This window comes from Streptomyces racemochromogenes, from assembly GCF_044129415.1.
Lineage (GTDB): Bacteria > Actinomycetota > Actinomycetes > Streptomycetales > Streptomycetaceae > Streptomyces > Streptomyces racemochromogenes_A.
Genome location: NZ_JBBDHD010000040.1, coordinates 22,846 through 36,563 on the forward strand (window position 1 = coordinate 22,846; position 13,718 = coordinate 36,563).

12 protein-coding genes and 1 riboswitch are annotated in these 13,718 nt (G+C 73.5%); of the genes, 1 reads left to right on the forward strand and 11 read right to left on the reverse strand.

The annotated features are described in order from the left end of the window. Positions 1 to 6 precede the first annotated feature (6 nt). The 8 genes from WDV06_RS17475 to WDV06_RS17510 all read right to left on the reverse strand — a co-directional run bounded on the left by WDV06_RS17475 (position 7) and on the right by WDV06_RS17510 (position 9,636). Positions 7 to 1,203: a cytochrome P450 gene (locus WDV06_RS17475; protein WP_395510681.1), complete on the reverse strand. Its 1,197-nt coding sequence runs from the start codon at positions 1,201 to 1,203 to the stop codon at positions 7 to 9. Positions 1,204 to 1,238: 35 nt separating this feature from the next. Further along, positions 1,239 to 1,856, reverse strand: coding sequence for an FMN-dependent NADH-azoreductase (locus WDV06_RS17480; RefSeq protein ID WP_395510682.1), 618 nt, complete (start codon positions 1,854 to 1,856; stop codon positions 1,239 to 1,241). A 278-nt stretch (positions 1,857 to 2,134) separates the two neighbouring features. After that, complete coding sequence (locus tag WDV06_RS17485; protein WP_395510683.1) at positions 2,135 to 3,139, reverse strand: Gfo/Idh/MocA family protein; 1,005 nt, start codon at positions 3,137 to 3,139, stop codon at positions 2,135 to 2,137. Next, positions 3,136 to 4,128: a Gfo/Idh/MocA family protein gene (locus tag WDV06_RS17490; protein WP_395510684.1), complete on the reverse strand. Its 993-nt coding sequence runs from the start codon at positions 4,126 to 4,128 to the stop codon at positions 3,136 to 3,138. Before WDV06_RS17490 ends, WDV06_RS17485 begins: the two co-directional genes overlap by 4 nt. Positions 4,129 to 4,267: 139 nt before the next feature. Next, positions 4,268 to 4,918: a thymidine kinase gene (locus WDV06_RS17495; protein WP_395510685.1), complete on the reverse strand. Its 651-nt coding sequence runs from the start codon at positions 4,916 to 4,918 to the stop codon at positions 4,268 to 4,270. Positions 4,919 to 4,982: 64 nt separating this feature from the next. Next, positions 4,983 to 6,188 carry an alkaline phosphatase family protein gene (locus WDV06_RS17500; RefSeq protein WP_395510686.1) on the reverse strand — a complete coding sequence of 402 codons (1,206 nt, stop codon included), beginning with the start codon at positions 6,186 to 6,188 and terminating at the stop codon, positions 4,983 to 4,985. Then, positions 6,188 to 6,784, reverse strand: coding sequence for a DUF5998 family protein (locus WDV06_RS17505; protein ID WP_211275092.1), 597 nt, complete (start codon positions 6,782 to 6,784; stop codon positions 6,188 to 6,190). The genes WDV06_RS17500 and WDV06_RS17505 overlap by 1 nt, the downstream gene beginning before the upstream one ends. Before the next feature lie 38 nt (positions 6,785 to 6,822). Further along, the gene (locus WDV06_RS17510; RefSeq protein WP_395510687.1) at positions 6,823 to 9,636 is read right to left on the reverse strand and encodes a bifunctional acetate--CoA ligase family protein/GNAT family N-acetyltransferase; all 2,814 of its coding nucleotides are present in this window, start codon (positions 9,634 to 9,636) and stop codon (positions 6,823 to 6,825) included. A gap of 212 nt (positions 9,637 to 9,848) precedes the next feature. On the opposite strand from WDV06_RS17510, the gene WDV06_RS17515 reads away from it, so the two are divergent. Further along, positions 9,849 to 10,130: an HPr family phosphocarrier protein gene (locus WDV06_RS17515; RefSeq protein WP_045948746.1), complete on the forward strand. Its 282-nt coding sequence runs from the start codon at positions 9,849 to 9,851 to the stop codon at positions 10,128 to 10,130. A 196-nt stretch (positions 10,131 to 10,326) separates the two neighbouring features. Here WDV06_RS17515 and WDV06_RS17520 read toward each other — a convergent pair whose 3' ends face one another. The 3 genes from WDV06_RS17520 to WDV06_RS17530 form a co-directional block, all read right to left on the reverse strand. Next, the gene (locus tag WDV06_RS17520) at positions 10,327 to 10,992 is read right to left on the reverse strand and encodes a GntR family transcriptional regulator (RefSeq protein ID WP_395510688.1); all 666 of its coding nucleotides are present in this window, start codon (positions 10,990 to 10,992) and stop codon (positions 10,327 to 10,329) included. 173 nt (positions 10,993 to 11,165) lie between these two features. Further along, entirely contained in the window at positions 11,166 to 11,972 is an 807-nt protein-coding gene (locus WDV06_RS17525; RefSeq protein WP_395510689.1) for a M23 family metallopeptidase, read from the reverse strand. Positions 11,973 to 11,985: 13 nt separating this feature from the next. Beyond that, positions 11,986 to 12,143, reverse strand: a riboswitch (cyclic di-AMP (ydaO/yuaA leader). A gap of 193 nt (positions 12,144 to 12,336) precedes the next feature. Continuing rightward, positions 12,337 to 13,704, reverse strand: coding sequence for a M16 family metallopeptidase (locus WDV06_RS17530; protein ID WP_395510706.1), 1,368 nt, complete (start codon positions 13,702 to 13,704; stop codon positions 12,337 to 12,339). Positions 13,705 to 13,718 lie beyond the last annotated feature (14 nt).

Here is a 13,718-nt window from a genome sequence, read left to right on the forward strand (position 1 = left end):
CGACTGCTACCAGGTGACGGGCAGGCTCTTCACCGCGAAGACGGAGCCCTTGAGCCGGAGCGGGACCTCTTCGGCGGCCACGGCCAGCCGCAGGTCGGGGAAGGCCTTCAGGAGGGCCGACAGGCCGGTGCGCAGCTCGACGCGCGCGAGGTTCTGGCCGAGGCACTGGTGCACGCCGAAGCCGAACGCCACGTGGCCCGAGGTCTCGCGGTCGATGTCGAGGTCGGCCGGGCAGCCGAACCGGGCCGGGTCGCGGTTGGCCGCGGGCAGCGACACGGTGACGGTGTCGCCCTTCTTGACCAGGTGGCCGTCGAGCTCGACGTCCTCCAGCGCGGTGCGGTACATCTCGTACTGGTTGACGGTGATGTAGCGCAGGAGCTCCTCGACGGCGGCGTCGAGCTTCGACGGATCCGCGCGGAGGGCGGCGAGCTGCTCCGGGTGCTCCAGGAGGGCGAAGACGCCGACGGCGAGGGCGCTCTCGGTGGTCTCGTAGCCGGCGAAGAGCAGCAGGGTGACGATGTTGCAGATCTCTTCGGTGGTGAGCTCGCCCTCGGCGATCAGACGGCTGATCAGGTCGTCGCCGGGCTGCTGCCGCTTGTTCCCGACGAGCTCGGTGATGAAGGCGGTCACCTGTCCGAAGGCGGCCCCGACCTCCTCCTGCGTGGAGTCCGGGTCGTGCAGCACCGTCGGCGCGTGCTGGTAGCGCTCGCGCTCCTCGTACGGGAAGCCGATCAGCTCGGACAGCACCCTCAGGACCAGCGGCTTGGCGTAGCTGCCGATCAGGTCGACGGGACCGCCCTGGGCGCGCATCACCTCGATCTGCTCGGCGGCGACCTCCGCGACGCGCGGGGCCAGCAGGTTCGCCCGGCGGGCGGTGAACTCGCCCGTCAGCAGCCGCCGGTAGCGGGTGTGGTTCGGCGGGTCCATGTGGATGAACATGCCGGGGATCTCCGGGGAGCTGCCGATGACTGCTTCTCCGAAACGGGTCACCGGGAAGTGGAATTCCTGGAGGCCGTGGCTGAACCTCGGGTCACTGAGGACCTTGCGGACCAGTTCGTGGCTGGTGGCGATCCACCCGATGTGTCCGTCGGGATAGACCATGCGCGCGAGGGGTCGTTCTTTGCGCAGGGAATCGAATAGCGCGGGCGGGTCGAAGTGGTGAGTCCGCGCCCACGGCTCCTCGTAGGAGATTGCGTCGCTCATGGGGTCCTTCTCGCTCGGGGCGGGCGGGGCCTGGGCTACTGGGCCAGCTTCGCGAGGGTGTCGTACGCGTTCGCCAGGGAGGCCTCGGCCAGCGGCCGGAACTCCGCCATCTGCGGGGCGACGGTGGCCATCGTGAGCTCGGCGGTGACGAAGGTGAGGTCCTCGCCCAGGCCGATGGCCTCAAGGATCGCCTTGAGGTACGTCTGCTGGTAGTCGAAGGCCTCGCGCGGCGTACCCGGCGCGTAGGAGCCGCCCCGGGAGAGCACGACGACGACCTTCTTGCCGCTGAGCGGGCTGGGGACGGCCATGTGGGCCGGGTGGACGATGCGGTCCAGCCAGGCCTTGAGCGCCGACGGGATGGTGAAGTTGTGCATGGGGACGCCGAGGACGATCACGGAGGCGTCGAGGACCTCGCGGGTGATCGCCGCGGTGAGCTCCCGCTCCTGCTCGCTCTGCCCGTGGTCGGTGTCCGGGTAGATGAGGGACTGGTGCACGGGCTCGGTGATGTGCGGTACCGGCTGGGCCGCGACATCGCGGTAGGCGTAGCCGCCGCCGGGGTGGTTGTTGCGCCACTCCTCGGCGAAGTGGGCCGAGAGCCGCCTCGACACGGATTCAGTACCGAGACTCGAATCGACATGCAGAAGCTGCGACATGTGGACGTCCCCTTAACGATCGCGAAATGTGTGAGCGCCCACCCCGAAGCGGCTTTTCGAAGCGTCGCGCGGGCATGGGCCTGATCTCCTGATCCAGGCTAGGCGGATGGTTCACGCCACAACATCCCTCAGCCTGGTAGGCCCCGGCCCGCCCTTTCCCAGCGGATCTCAAGGGGATTTCCGGCCGCGATCGGGAGGGGAAAAGACGGAGCTCCCGGCGCCCGGTGTCCCCTGGGGGTCCACCGTGCGCCGGGAGCTCCGTCGGCCGCCTCCGGTGCCTAAGCGCCCGCGGGCGCGGCCGGTTCGACGGGCCGGCCCGTACGGGACGACTCGATCGCGGCCTCGATGATCCGCAGCGTGCGCACGGCGGCCGCGCCGTCCGGGCCGGGCCCGTCGCCGCCGCCGCCGTCGCCGTCGCCGGCGAGGAAGGCGCCGAGCACGCGGGCCTCCAGGTCTCCGCCGCCCGGCTCCCAGCGCTCCGCGCCCGTGGCGGAGTCGAAGCCGCCGATCAGCCGCGGGCGGGCGGTGAAGTCCACGCTGCCCCGCTCGCCGACGAAGGTCAGGGCCGGCCCGCCCGCCCCCGACGGGTTCCCCGCCAGGCCCCGGCTGCAGTCGAGGGACGCGACCGTCCCGTCCGCGTAGCGCACCGTCATGAGGGCCGCGCTCTGGACGTCCTGGCCCCCGCTGAGGAGCCCGTTGGACTGGGCGTACACCCGCTCGGCGGGCTGTCCGCCGAGCACGGCGTCCACCAGGGCGAGCAGGGACGCCGCGTTGGCGGCCAGGACCGCGCCCGCCTCCGGTCCCTCGGCGGCGGGGGCGTTGCAGGCGCCGTGCACGGTGGTCAGCCTGCCGATGGCCGTACCCGCGGCGAGTCCCTCCCGGACGGCCGCGAACGCGGGGCTGGAGCACTCGGGGGAAGCGGGCGTCAGCCGCACCCCCGCCTCCTCGCAGGCCCGCACCATGGCCAGGGCGTCCGTCGCGGTGGCGGCGAGCGGCTGTTCGCACAGGACGTGGGCCCCGGCCCCGGCGGCCCGCTCGACCAGGTCCCTGCGGCGGGCGAGGCCGCTCGTGACCACCACGGCGTCGGGGCGCAGCGCGAACGCCTCGTCCCAGCCCTCCGCGTAGGCCGCTCCCAGTTCCCGTGCCACGGCCCGCCCGCGGGCCGGGTCCTGCGGCGGGCCGTCGGGGTCGGCGATGACCAGCTCGACGCCGGGTGTGGCGGCCAGCAGCCGGGCGTAGGTCGCGGCGCGCTCGTGCGCGAACGACAGGACGGCGACCCTCATGCCGCGGCCCCCTTTCCGATCGGTTCGAGGTCCACGGCGCGCCCGCTCCAGGCGGACTCGGCGGCGGCCTGGGTGATGCGGATGGCGGCCAGTGCGTCGTGGGGTCCCAGGCGCGGCTCGGGACCGCCGAGGAGGCCCTGGGCGAACTCGCTGATCTCGGAGAGGAACGGCTTCTCCCCGAAGTGCCCGAACGCCGGGTCCTCGACGCCGAACGCCCTGGTCTCCTGCGGCCATTCGGAGTCGTAGAGGGCCGTCCCGTCCGTGCCGGTCACCTGGTAGGTGAGGCGGAAGGGGGGCTGGGGGGTGGCCGTCCACCGGCACACCACCTGGCTGAGAGCGCCGCTCGCGTGGGTGAGGACCGCGGTTCCGGTGGCGACGGCCCCGGTCGGGGCGGGGGCGGCGATGTCGCCCTGGTACTCGGCGTGGACCCGGACGACGTCCCCGAAGAGCCAGTACGCGATGTCGACGCCGTGCAGCATCTGGTCGGTGAGGATGCCGCCCGACCGGGCGGGAACCTCGGCGGTCCAGGGCCGCGGATGGTGTCCGGCCACGGTGAACCGGCCGATGGCGCCCGTACCCAGGCGGCCCGACGCCACCAGCGCGTGGAGGCGGGCGTAGGCGGGGGCGAACCGGACGTTGTGGGTCGGGTACAGCGGTACGCCGGCGCGTGCGGCTGCGGCGACGATCTCCTCGGCCTCGGGAAGGGAGGCGGCGAGGGGCTTCTCGCACACGACGCCCACGCCCGCGGCGATGGCGGCCATGGCGATGGCGTGGTGGCTGTCCGTCGGGGTGCAGATGTCGACGGCGTCCGCGCCGTCCAGCGCCTCGTCGAGGGAGCCGACGGCCTTGGCGCCGAACTCCCCGGCCAGTTCCTCCGCGCGGCCGTCGGTGGAGTGGACGCGGACGGACGCGCCGACGGCGGTCCACGCGTCCAGGTGGAAGCGGGCTATGAGTCCCGCGCCGATCAGTGCTACGTCAAGTTGCCGCATGGCATCCCCAGCCCTCTTCCCCATCGTCTTCGCCGACGCCACGGCCACGAAGTGTGATCAGTCTCGCCCGGGGGCGGGACCGGGGCCATCACCAACGTGGGTAGTCCGTAGGCCCGTAGGGGGCTGGGGCCGGGGGGTGTCAGGCGGAGGTGACGGGGAGGACGTCCGGGGAGAGGGTGCCGGCGTGCGCCGTGGCGGAGGTGAGCCGGCGGCGGTGGTGGCGCCGGCACAGGACCTCGTAGCCGATCTCCTCCGCCGGCCGGTTGACGTCGCCGACGACCACCTGGGCGCCCTCGACGACCATGACGCCGCCGACCGTGCGGGCGTTGTGGGTGGCGCGGGCGCCGCACCAGCACAGGGCCTCGACCTGGAGCTGTTCGATCCGGTCGGCGAGCTCGATCAGCCGCTGGGAGCCGGGGAAGAGCTTGGTGCGGAAGTCGGTGGTGATGCCGAAGGCGAAGACGTCCATGTCGAGGTCGTCGACGATGCGGGCCAGCTGGTCAATCTGCTCGGGGGCGAGGAACTGGGCCTCGTCCACGATCACGTAGTCGGCCTTGCCTCCCTTGGAGAGCAGTTCCACCAGGTAGGCGTACAGGTCCATGCCCTCGGCCGCCTCGACCGCCTCGGTGACCAGGCCGAGCCGGGAGGAGATCTTGCCCTCGCCCGCCCGGTCGTCCCGCGTGAAGATCACGCCCTGGAGGCCGCGTGCGGAGCGGTTGTGGCCGATCTGGAGAGCCAGTGTGCTCTTTCCGCAGTCCATCGTTCCGGAGAAGAACACCAGCTCGGGCATGGGAGGTACGGGACCTTTCGGGTCGTGGGCGGTGGAGGGGCGGGGCGGGACGGGACGGCGGTGCTCAGGTGCGGACTTCGAGCAGCGGGACCAGCTGTTCGGCGGCCGTCATGGAGCCGTGCATGCCGGTGAGGGCCGACTCGTTGGGCTCGTTGCGGGAGGCGGTGATCGCGACGTCGGCGTGGGCGGCGGCGACCACGTCGCCGATCCTGCCGAGGACCCGCTCGTCGCACTCCCCCGGCGCCCCGAACCAGCCCAGTTCCAGGGCCTCTTCGCGGCTCGCGACCCAGAAGCGGTCGCCGAGGACCTCACGCCAGACGGTCAGTACGTCGGCCTCGGCGCCGGGCACCGCGTAGACGTGCCGGGCGCGGCCCTCGCCGCCGAGCAGGGCGACTCCCGCGCCGAGCTCCCAGTCCTCGTCGAAGTCGATGCGGGAGTCCTCGTCGAAGGGGACGTCCACCATGCCGTGGTCGGCGGTGACGTAGAGCGCGGTGCGCGGCGGGAGCTGCTCGGCGAGGCGCTGGACGAGCCGGTCGACGTACATGAGCTGGCCGCGCCAGGCGTCGGAGTCCACGCCGTGGCGGTGTCCGGCCCCGTCGAGCTCGCTGTAGTACGTGTAGACGAGCGAGCGCTCACCGGCCGCGAGCTGGATCGCGGCGAGGTCCATCCGCTCCTCACCGGTCATCCGGCCGTGGAAGGTGCCGCCGCTGAGGGCGATCTGGGTGAGCGGGGTGCTCTGGAAGTGGGGGGCGGACACCTGGGCGGTGTGCACGCCGGCCGCGTCGGCGAGCTGGAAGACCGTGGGGTACGGCTGCCAGGGCTTCGGCGGGGTCCACGGGTACCAGCGGAGCTGGTTCATCAGCTCGCCGGAGGCCGGGTTGCGCACCGCGTAGCCGGGCAGGCCGTGCCGGGCGGGCGGCAGGCCGGTGCCGACGGAGGCGAGGGAGGTGGCGGTGGTCGCCGGGAAGCCCGCGGTGATCGGCCGGCCGGTGCCGCCGCGCGAGGTGGCGAGCAGGGAGGCCAGGTAGGGGGCGTACTCGGGGTGGGCCTCGATCTGCTCCCAGCCCATGCCGTCGACGAGGAAGACGCAGTTGCGGTCGGCGGGGGTCAGCTCGGCGATCCCGGCGGTGAGGCCGGGCACGCCCTGGCCGGCCGCGAGGGTCGGCAGCAGGTCGGCGAGCGAGCCGGTGCCGTAGTGCGGGACCGGGGCGCCGGCGAGGTCGAGCAGTTCCGGTTCGCCTGGCCAGTTCGGCGGCGCGGGGTAGGACATCAGCGGGCGGTGGCCGCGGTGGCCTCGGAGAGGGCCTGGGCGAAGAGCAGCGTCTGGCGGACCGTCTCGGGGCCGTCGCCGGCCTCGCTGACGCGCAGGCTGAGGTCGTCGGCGGTGGAGTTGCCGGTGTAGCCGTGGTCGGAGTCGCAGTTGGGGTCGCCGCAGGCGGCGGGCTCCAGGTCGATGCGCGAGACCGCGCCCCAGCCGATGGTCAGGACGACCTCGCGGGGCAGCTGGCCGGGGGTGTAGGACTCCGGGTTGGCGACGACGCGGCTGAGCACCACCGAGGAGATGGAGCCGAGCTTGACCGACTCGGTGGAGGTGGTCGCGTACGGGGACGGGGACCCGGCGTCGGCGGCCTGCTCGTCGGTGTGGCTGACGATGAACCGGTTGTCGGTGAGGACCAGCACGGTGACGTGCCGGCGCACCTCGTTGGAGTCGAAGGTGGTCTCCTGGTGGACCACGTACGACGAGACCGGCTCGCCGCCCACCGCGGCCTCCACGGCCTCGGCCACGAGGGCCGGGTAGTAGCCGCTGCGCTCGATCGCCGCGCGCAGCCCCTGGGTCGTCGTACCGGATTTCGCCATGAGGTCCATCCTAAGGCCCGTACGGGGTCCCCCTACCTGCCCGTCGCTCAGTAGCTGGGGAGGGTGCGCGGGCCGAGGTCGGTCCGCGCGGGCGGGTGGGCGACGCGGACGGTGGCGCTGAGCACGGTGAGCCCTTCCGTGGCGACGACGACCGGCTCCAGGGAGACCCCGGTCACTTCGGGGTGGTCGTCCACCAGGCGGGACAGCCGCAGCAGCAGTTCCTCCAGGGCGGGGGTGTCGACGGGGTCGCTGCCGCGCCAGCCGAAGAGGAGGGGTGCGGCGCGCAGGGAGCGGACCAGTCCGGCGGCGTCGCGGTCGGTGGCGGGGACCAGGCGGTGCGCGGTGTCGCCGAGCAGCTCGGAGGGGACGCCGGCGAGCCCGAAGGAGAGGACGGTGCCGGCGGCGGGGTCGACGACGGACCGGACGACGGTGTCCACCCCGCGCGGGGCCATCGACTGGACGACGGGCAGCAGCTCGGCGGGCTTGCCGAGGGCCTCGGTGAGCTCCTCGTAGGAGCGCCGCAGCTCGGCCTCGGTGGTGAGGTCGAGGCGCACGCCGCCGAGGTCGGCGCGGTGGCGCAGGTGCGGGGCGGTGGTCTTCAGGGCGACGGGGTAGCCGAGGACGCGGGCGGCGCGGACGGCGGCGTCGGCGCTGGGGGCGGGGAGGACGGGCAGGACGCGGATGCCGTAGCGGGCGAGCAGCGCGCGGGCGTCGGGCTCGTCCAGGGTGAGCACGGCGCCTTCGGCGACCCCGGCGAGGAGGGTGCTGAGCTGGGCGGCGGCGCCGCTCTCGTCGATGTCCTCGTATTCGGGGACGTGCCCGGCGTCGGCGGCGGCGCGGCGCCACTGGGCGTAGCGGACGGCTTCGGCGAGGGCCTTCACGGCCCGCTCGGCGGCGGGGTAGGCGGGGATCCGGCCGCCGGAGCCGGGGCCGGCGGGTGCGGGTGCGGGAGCCGCGGCGGCCGTGGTGCGGTCGCGGGCGCCGGGGGCGGCGGGCGGCGGGGTGGCGGCGGGGGCGGTGGCCCGGGCGGCGGAGAGCGCCTCGACGAGTTCGCCGAGCTCGACGTGGACGACGGCGACGGGCTTGCCGGGGACCTCGGCGACGGCCTCGCGCAGGGCCTCCGCGAGGTCGTCGGCCAGGGCCCGCTCGCCGACCCAGGGGATGGCGGTGACGACGACGGCGTCGCAGTCCTCGGAGGCGAGGGCGGCGGTGAGGGCGGTGCGGAAGTCCTCGGGGGTGGCGGCGGTGGTGAGGTCCAGCGGGGGTGACGGCCGCAGCCCCTCGTTCAGGCAGGCGTCGTACGTGAGGACGCCGAGGGACTCGGAGTTCCCGAGGATCGCCACGCGGGGCCCGGCCGGCAGGGGCTGTCCGGCCAGCAGGAGCCCCGCGTCGACGAGCTCGGTGACGGTGTCGACCCGGATGACGCCGGCCTGCCGGAGCAGCTCGGAGACGGTGGCCTCGGGGAGCCGGGTCCCGGGGACGAGGTGCCCGGCCGGGGTGTGCCGGCCGCCGAGGGCGACGACGAGCGGCTTGACGGCGGCGGTGCGGCGGGCGAGGCGGGTGAACTTGCGGGGGTTGCCGAGGGTTTCCAGGTACATCAGGGCCACGTCGGTGGCCTCGTCCTCGTACCAGTACTGGAGGATGTCGTTCCCGGAGACGTCCGCCCGGTTGCCTGCGGACACGAAGGAGGACAGGCCGGCGCCGCGGCGCAGCAGCCCGGACAGCAGGGCGATACCGATGGCCCCCGACTGCGTGAAGAGCCCGGTCCGCCCGCGGGCGGTGGCGGGGGCGGGGGCGAGGGAGGCGTTGAGCTCGACGTCCGGCGCGGTGTTGATCACCCCGAAGGCGTTGGGCCCGATGAGCCGCATGCCGTACGAGCGGACCTGCCGTACCAGCTCGCGCTGCCGGGCCAGCCCGTCCGGGCCGCTCTCCCCGTATCCGGCGGACAGCACGACCAGCCCCTGCACCCCGTGCTCCCCGCAGGCGGCGACGGCGTCCGGCACACGCTCGGCGGGCACGGCGATCACGGCGAGGTCCACGGGGGCGCCGATGTCGGCGACGGCCCGGTAGGCCCGCACCCCGTCCAGCAGGTCCCCCTCCATCCCGGCGGCCCGGGCCTCGTTGACGGCGTAGAGGTGGCCGTGGAAGCCGCCGTCGCGCAGGTTGCGCAGGGCTGCGCAGCCCACGCCGGATCCGGAACGGCTGACGCCGATCACCGCGACGGAGCTCGGGGCCAGCAGCCGCTGGACGGAGCGGGCCTCGGCGCGCTGTTCGCGGGCGCGCTGGACGGCGAGGGACTCGGCGGTGGGTTCCAGGTCGAGGGTGAGGTGGACGGAGCCGTCCTCGAAGCTGCGTTTCTGCTGGTAGCCGGCGTCCGTGAACACCTTGATCATCTTGGTGTTGGCCGGCAGCACCTCGGCCGCGAAGCGGCGGATGCCCCGCTCCCGCGCCACGGCCCCGATGTGTTCGAGCAGGGCGGAGGCGACCCCGCGGCCCTGGTGGGCGTCCTGGACGAGGAAGGCCACCTCGGCCTCGTCGGCGGGGGCGGAGGCGGGCCGTCCGTCGGGGCCGATGCGGTCGTAGCGGACGGTGCCGATGAACTCCCCGCCGATGGTCGCGGCGAGGCCGACGCGGTCGACGTGGTCGTGGTGGGTGAAGCGGTGCACGTCGCGGTCGGAGAGGCGGGGGTAGGGGGCGAAGAAGCGGTAGTACTTCGACTCGTCCGAGACCTGCTCGTAGAAGCTGACCAGCCGCCCCGCGTCCTCGGTGGTGATGGGGCGGATCCGGGCGGTGCCGCCGTCGCGCAGCACGACGTCCGCTTCCCAGTGGGCCGGGTACGAGGGGTCCGACGCGATGGTCATGGGGCCAGCCTAAGCGCAGGATCCGGCCGGGCGACCGGGTACCTCCGACAGGCGGTACGGCGCGTACCCCGGGAATGAGGCGTGAGGGGGCGGATCAGTGCAAAGCTGAGGAGGGCCGAACGGCGGCGGGACCGGGCCGGAGGCCGGTCCGAGCATTCCGGGTCACGTGAGAGACTGGTCTAGACAACCGCGAGAACCTGAAGGGCATCACCATGGCAGAGCGCCGTGTCAACGTCGGCTGGGCCGAGGGCCTGCACGCTCGTCCCGCGTCGATCTTCGTCCGCGCGACGACCGCTTCCGGCGTCCCCGTGACCATCGCGAAGGCGGGCGGCGACCCCGTCAACGCCGCTTCCATGCTGGCGGTCCTGGGCCTGGGCGCCCAGGGCGGCGAGGAGGTCGTCCTGGCGTCCGAGGCGGAGGGCGCGGAGGTCGCGCTGGACCGTCTCGCGAAGCTGGTCGCGGAGGGCCTGGAGGAACTCCCGGAAACGGTCTGACCCCCTCCTCCGAAGCCGCGGTCCCACCACCCCGGGGACCGCGGCTTCGCACGTTCCCGGTCCGCCCCGCCCCGCCCCGGAATTCCGTCACCCGAAAATCCGCCGCAGCATTTCTCACCGGAATTGACCGGCGGCAGCCGCACGCCTGCTGCGGGGGAATTACCCGCGGCCCGGCCCCTTTTCTACACGCCGCGCGTTAATTCCGACCGCCCGCCGTGTTTACGGCACGTTGCAGATTCCTCACCCGAGGCCGGAACACCCCCACGGCCCGCTCCCCGTGCAGCGCGGCCACCGCCCGGGCCCGCTCGGCGTCCCCCCGCGCCACCGCGTCCACCAGCGCCCCGTGTTCCGCCCAGGAGTCCACCGGGCGGGCCGGCGCCCCCACCTCGTACAGCCAGGCGATCTTGCGCCGGGTCTGCGTCAGCAGCGTGATCAGCCCCGGGCTGCCGGACGCCTGTGCCAGGGTCTCGTGGAACCAGCTCCCGAGCGCCCGCAGATCCTCCCCCTGCGCCCGCCCGGCCCGCTCCTGGCCCAGCCGCACCATCCCCCGCAGCACCTTCAGGTGCGCCTCGGTCCGCCGCCGGGCCGCGCGCGCGGCCGCGAGGGGCTCCAGCAGCAGCCGCAGCTCCAGCAGGTCGGCCGCCTCCTGCTCGCTCGGCTCCGCCACGCACGCCCCCGCGTGCCGCCGCGTGGTGACGAACCCCTCGGACTCCAGCGTGCGCAGCGCCTCGCGCACCGGCACCCGGGAGACCCCGTACCGGCGGGCGAGCACCTCCTCGGTCAGCCGGCCGCCCAGCCCGAAGAATCCGGAGACGATGTCGTCGCGAATGGCCGTACACACCGCGTGCGCCGGAATACTCAAGGCCGGACCTCCGCTGGGTTTCGCTGGGTTTCGTTCCGATCGACCGTGCCGCCCCTGCGACTCTATTGCAACCCGCGGAGATTTCCGAGAACGCATGGAAATCCTGACGGAAGAAACGCGGAAACGCAGAAGGCCCCGGCTCACAGAGCCGGGGCCTTCCTCACGAAGTCGGGTCAGATGCCGACACCGTGCTGGCGCAGGTAGGCCAGCGGGTTGATGTCCGTGCCGTAGGTGGCACCGGTGCGGGCCTCGAAGTGCAGGTGCGGGCCGCTGGAGTTGCCCGTGGAGCCCGACAGGCCGATCTGCTGGCCGGCGGTGACGGTCTCGCCGACCGAGACGCTCAGCGACATCAGGTGGCCGTACTGGGTGTAGCTGCCGTCGTTGTGGCGGATCACGACGTTGTTGCCGTAGGCGCCGCCCCAGCCGGCCTCGACGACGGTGCCCGCGCCCACCGCGTGGACGGAGGTGCCCTCGTCGGCGTGGAAGTCGATGCCGGTGTGGCTGCCGGAGGACCACATGCCGCCGCCCGCGCCGTACTGGGTGCTGACGTAGGAGCCGTCGACCGGGGCCACGAAGGTGTTGGCGCGCTTGCGGGCCTCTTCCTGGGCGGCCTTCTCGGCCGCCTCGCGCTCGGCCTTCTCCTTGGCCTCGGCGATGCGCTTCGCCTCCTGGGCGCGCACCTTCGCGTCGGCCTCGGCCTGCGCCTGGGCGGCGACGGACTCGGCGGCGGTCTGCTGGGTCGCGGCCTGGACCTCGATGTCGTCCTGGAGGCCGTCGGCGACGACGACGGCGTTCAGCGCGCCGGTGTCCTCCGGGGAGGGGCCGCCGTGGGAGTCGGCGGCGAAGGCCGGAGCGGCCAGGGTGCCGACCACGCCCGTGGTGGCGAGGGCCGCGATGCCGGCGTACCCGGCGGTCTTGCGGCTCAGACGGCTCGAACCACGGTGCTTGCCGGAACCGGCTGCACGACTGCCAAACGCCATGGCGGGGGTGATCCTTTCCTTCCTTCTCGCCTACCGGGTTAGCTGACGGGTTCGGAGCAGGAAGGTCTCCTACGGCCCCCCTCTGGCGAGGCGGTCCGATTCACCCCAGGGACGATGTGGGTCCCCGGCTCCCCAGGCTCGCGCCTGACGGGGACTCGGCGATCGCTGTCCGGTGCCGCGGGTGCGGCTGGCACAACTGACGGACAGCACGCCTGACGCTAGGCGGATCATCAGTCAATCGCCAAACAGACGAGCGGATTTGTTGCGTACGCCACACCCCATACCTGAAACCACGCCACTAAACGGACAAAGGGGGCCCGGTGGATGCTCCACCGGGCCCCCTCGAAAACGGGCCGACCGCCGGTCAGTTGGCGACGACGGTGACCTCGCCGATGCCGAGGGCCAGGACCGGCTCCTCGATCTGCGCGGCGTCACCCACGAGGACCGTGACCAGCCGGTCCACCGGGAAGGCGTTCACGACCGCCGAAGTGGCCTCCGCCGTACCGGTTTCGGCCAGCCGCGCGTACAGCCGCGCCTGGTAGTCGTCCGGCAGCTCCTGCTCCACCTGGTCGGCCAGGGTCCCGGCGACCGAGGCGGCCGTCTCGAACTTCAGCGGGGCCACGCCCACCAGGTTCTGCACCGCCACGTCGCGCTCGGCGTCCGTCAGCCCCTCCGCGGCCAGGGTGCGCAGCACCTGCCACAGGTCCGCCAGCGCCGGACCCGTGTTGGGGGTGTCCACCGAGCCGCTGATGGCGAGCATCGAGGCGCCCTTGCCGTCGGCCGTGGAGCGCAGCACCTGGCCGAAGGCGCGCACCCCGTAGGTGTAGCCCTTCTCCTCGCGCAGCACCTTGTCCAGACGGGAGGTCAGGGTGCCGCCCAGGCAGTAGGTGCCGAGGACCTGCGGAGCCCACACGATGTCGTGCCGGTCCGGCCCGATCCGGCCGATCAGCAGCTGCGTCTGGACCGCTCCGGGCCGGTCCACGATGATCACGCGGGCCGTGTCGTCGGCCGTCACCGGCGGCACCGGCAGCGGCGCGGCGCTGCCGCCCGTCCAGGCGCCCAGGGTGTCGGCGAGGACCGCGTCCAGGTCGATCCCGGTCAGGTCGCCGACGACCACCGCGGTGGCCGTGGAGGGGCGTACGTGGGCCTCGTAGAAGGCGCGTACGGCGGCGGAGTCGATCCGCGCGACCGTCTCCTCGGTGCCCTGGCGGGGGCGCGACATGCGCAGCGTGGCCGGGAACAGCTCCTTGGAGAGCTCCTTGGCGGCGCGGCGCTGCGGATTGGCCTGCTCGTGCGGGATCTCGTCGAGCCGGTTGCGCACCAGCCGGGCGACCTCGCCGTCGTCGAAGGCGGGGGCGCGCAGCGCCTCGGCGAGCAGTCCGAGCGCCTTGGGCAGCCGGGAGGCCGGGACCTCCAGGGAGACGCGCAGGCCGGGGTGGTCGGCGTGGGCGTCGAGGGTGGCTCCGCAGCGCTCCAGCTCGGCGGCGAACTCCTCGGCGGAGTGCTTGTCGGTGCCCTCCGACAGGGCCCGGGCCATGATCGTGGCCACTCCGTCGAGCCCCTCGGGCTCGGCGTCGAGCGGGGCCGCGAGGTTGACCTCGACCGCGACGACCTGCTGGCCGGGGCGGTGGCAGCGCAGCAGGGTCAGGCCGTTGCCCAGGGTGGAGCGCTCGGGGGCGGGGAAGGCCCACGGCTTGGCCTCGCCGGCCTCCGGCCGCGGGTGGAAGGTCATCGTGACGGCTGCGG

Excerpts from the sequence above, each read along its gene's own strand:
- WDV06_RS17510 (WP_395510687.1), bottom strand. The coding sequence starts at position 9,636 with ATGACCATCGCGTCGGACCCCTCGTACCCGGCCCACTGGGAAGCGGAC.
- WDV06_RS17530 (WP_395510706.1), bottom strand. The coding sequence starts at position 13,704 with ATGACCTTCCACCCGCGGCCGGAGGCCGGCGAGGCCAAGCCGTGGGCC.
- WDV06_RS17475 (WP_395510681.1), bottom strand. The coding sequence starts at position 1,203 with ATGAGCGACGCAATCTCCTACGAGGAGCCGTGGGCGCGGACTCACCAC.
- WDV06_RS17490 (WP_395510684.1), bottom strand. The coding sequence starts at position 4,128 with ATGCGGCAACTTGACGTAGCACTGATCGGCGCGGGACTCATAGCCCGC.
- WDV06_RS17485 (WP_395510683.1), bottom strand. The coding sequence starts at position 3,139 with ATGAGGGTCGCCGTCCTGTCGTTCGCGCACGAGCGCGCCGCGACCTAC.
- WDV06_RS17515 (WP_045948746.1), top strand. The coding sequence starts at position 9,849 with ATGGCAGAGCGCCGTGTCAACGTCGGCTGGGCCGAGGGCCTGCACGCT.
- WDV06_RS17505 (WP_211275092.1), bottom strand. The coding sequence starts at position 6,784 with ATGGACCTCATGGCGAAATCCGGTACGACGACCCAGGGGCTGCGCGCG.
- WDV06_RS17495 (WP_395510685.1), bottom strand. The coding sequence starts at position 4,918 with ATGCCCGAGCTGGTGTTCTTCTCCGGAACGATGGACTGCGGAAAGAGC.
- WDV06_RS17500 (WP_395510686.1), bottom strand. The coding sequence starts at position 6,188 with ATGTCCTACCCCGCGCCGCCGAACTGGCCAGGCGAACCGGAACTGCTC.
- WDV06_RS17525 (WP_395510689.1), bottom strand. The coding sequence starts at position 11,972 with ATGGCGTTTGGCAGTCGTGCAGCCGGTTCCGGCAAGCACCGTGGTTCG.
- WDV06_RS17480 (WP_395510682.1), bottom strand. The coding sequence starts at position 1,856 with ATGTCGCAGCTTCTGCATGTCGATTCGAGTCTCGGTACTGAATCCGTG.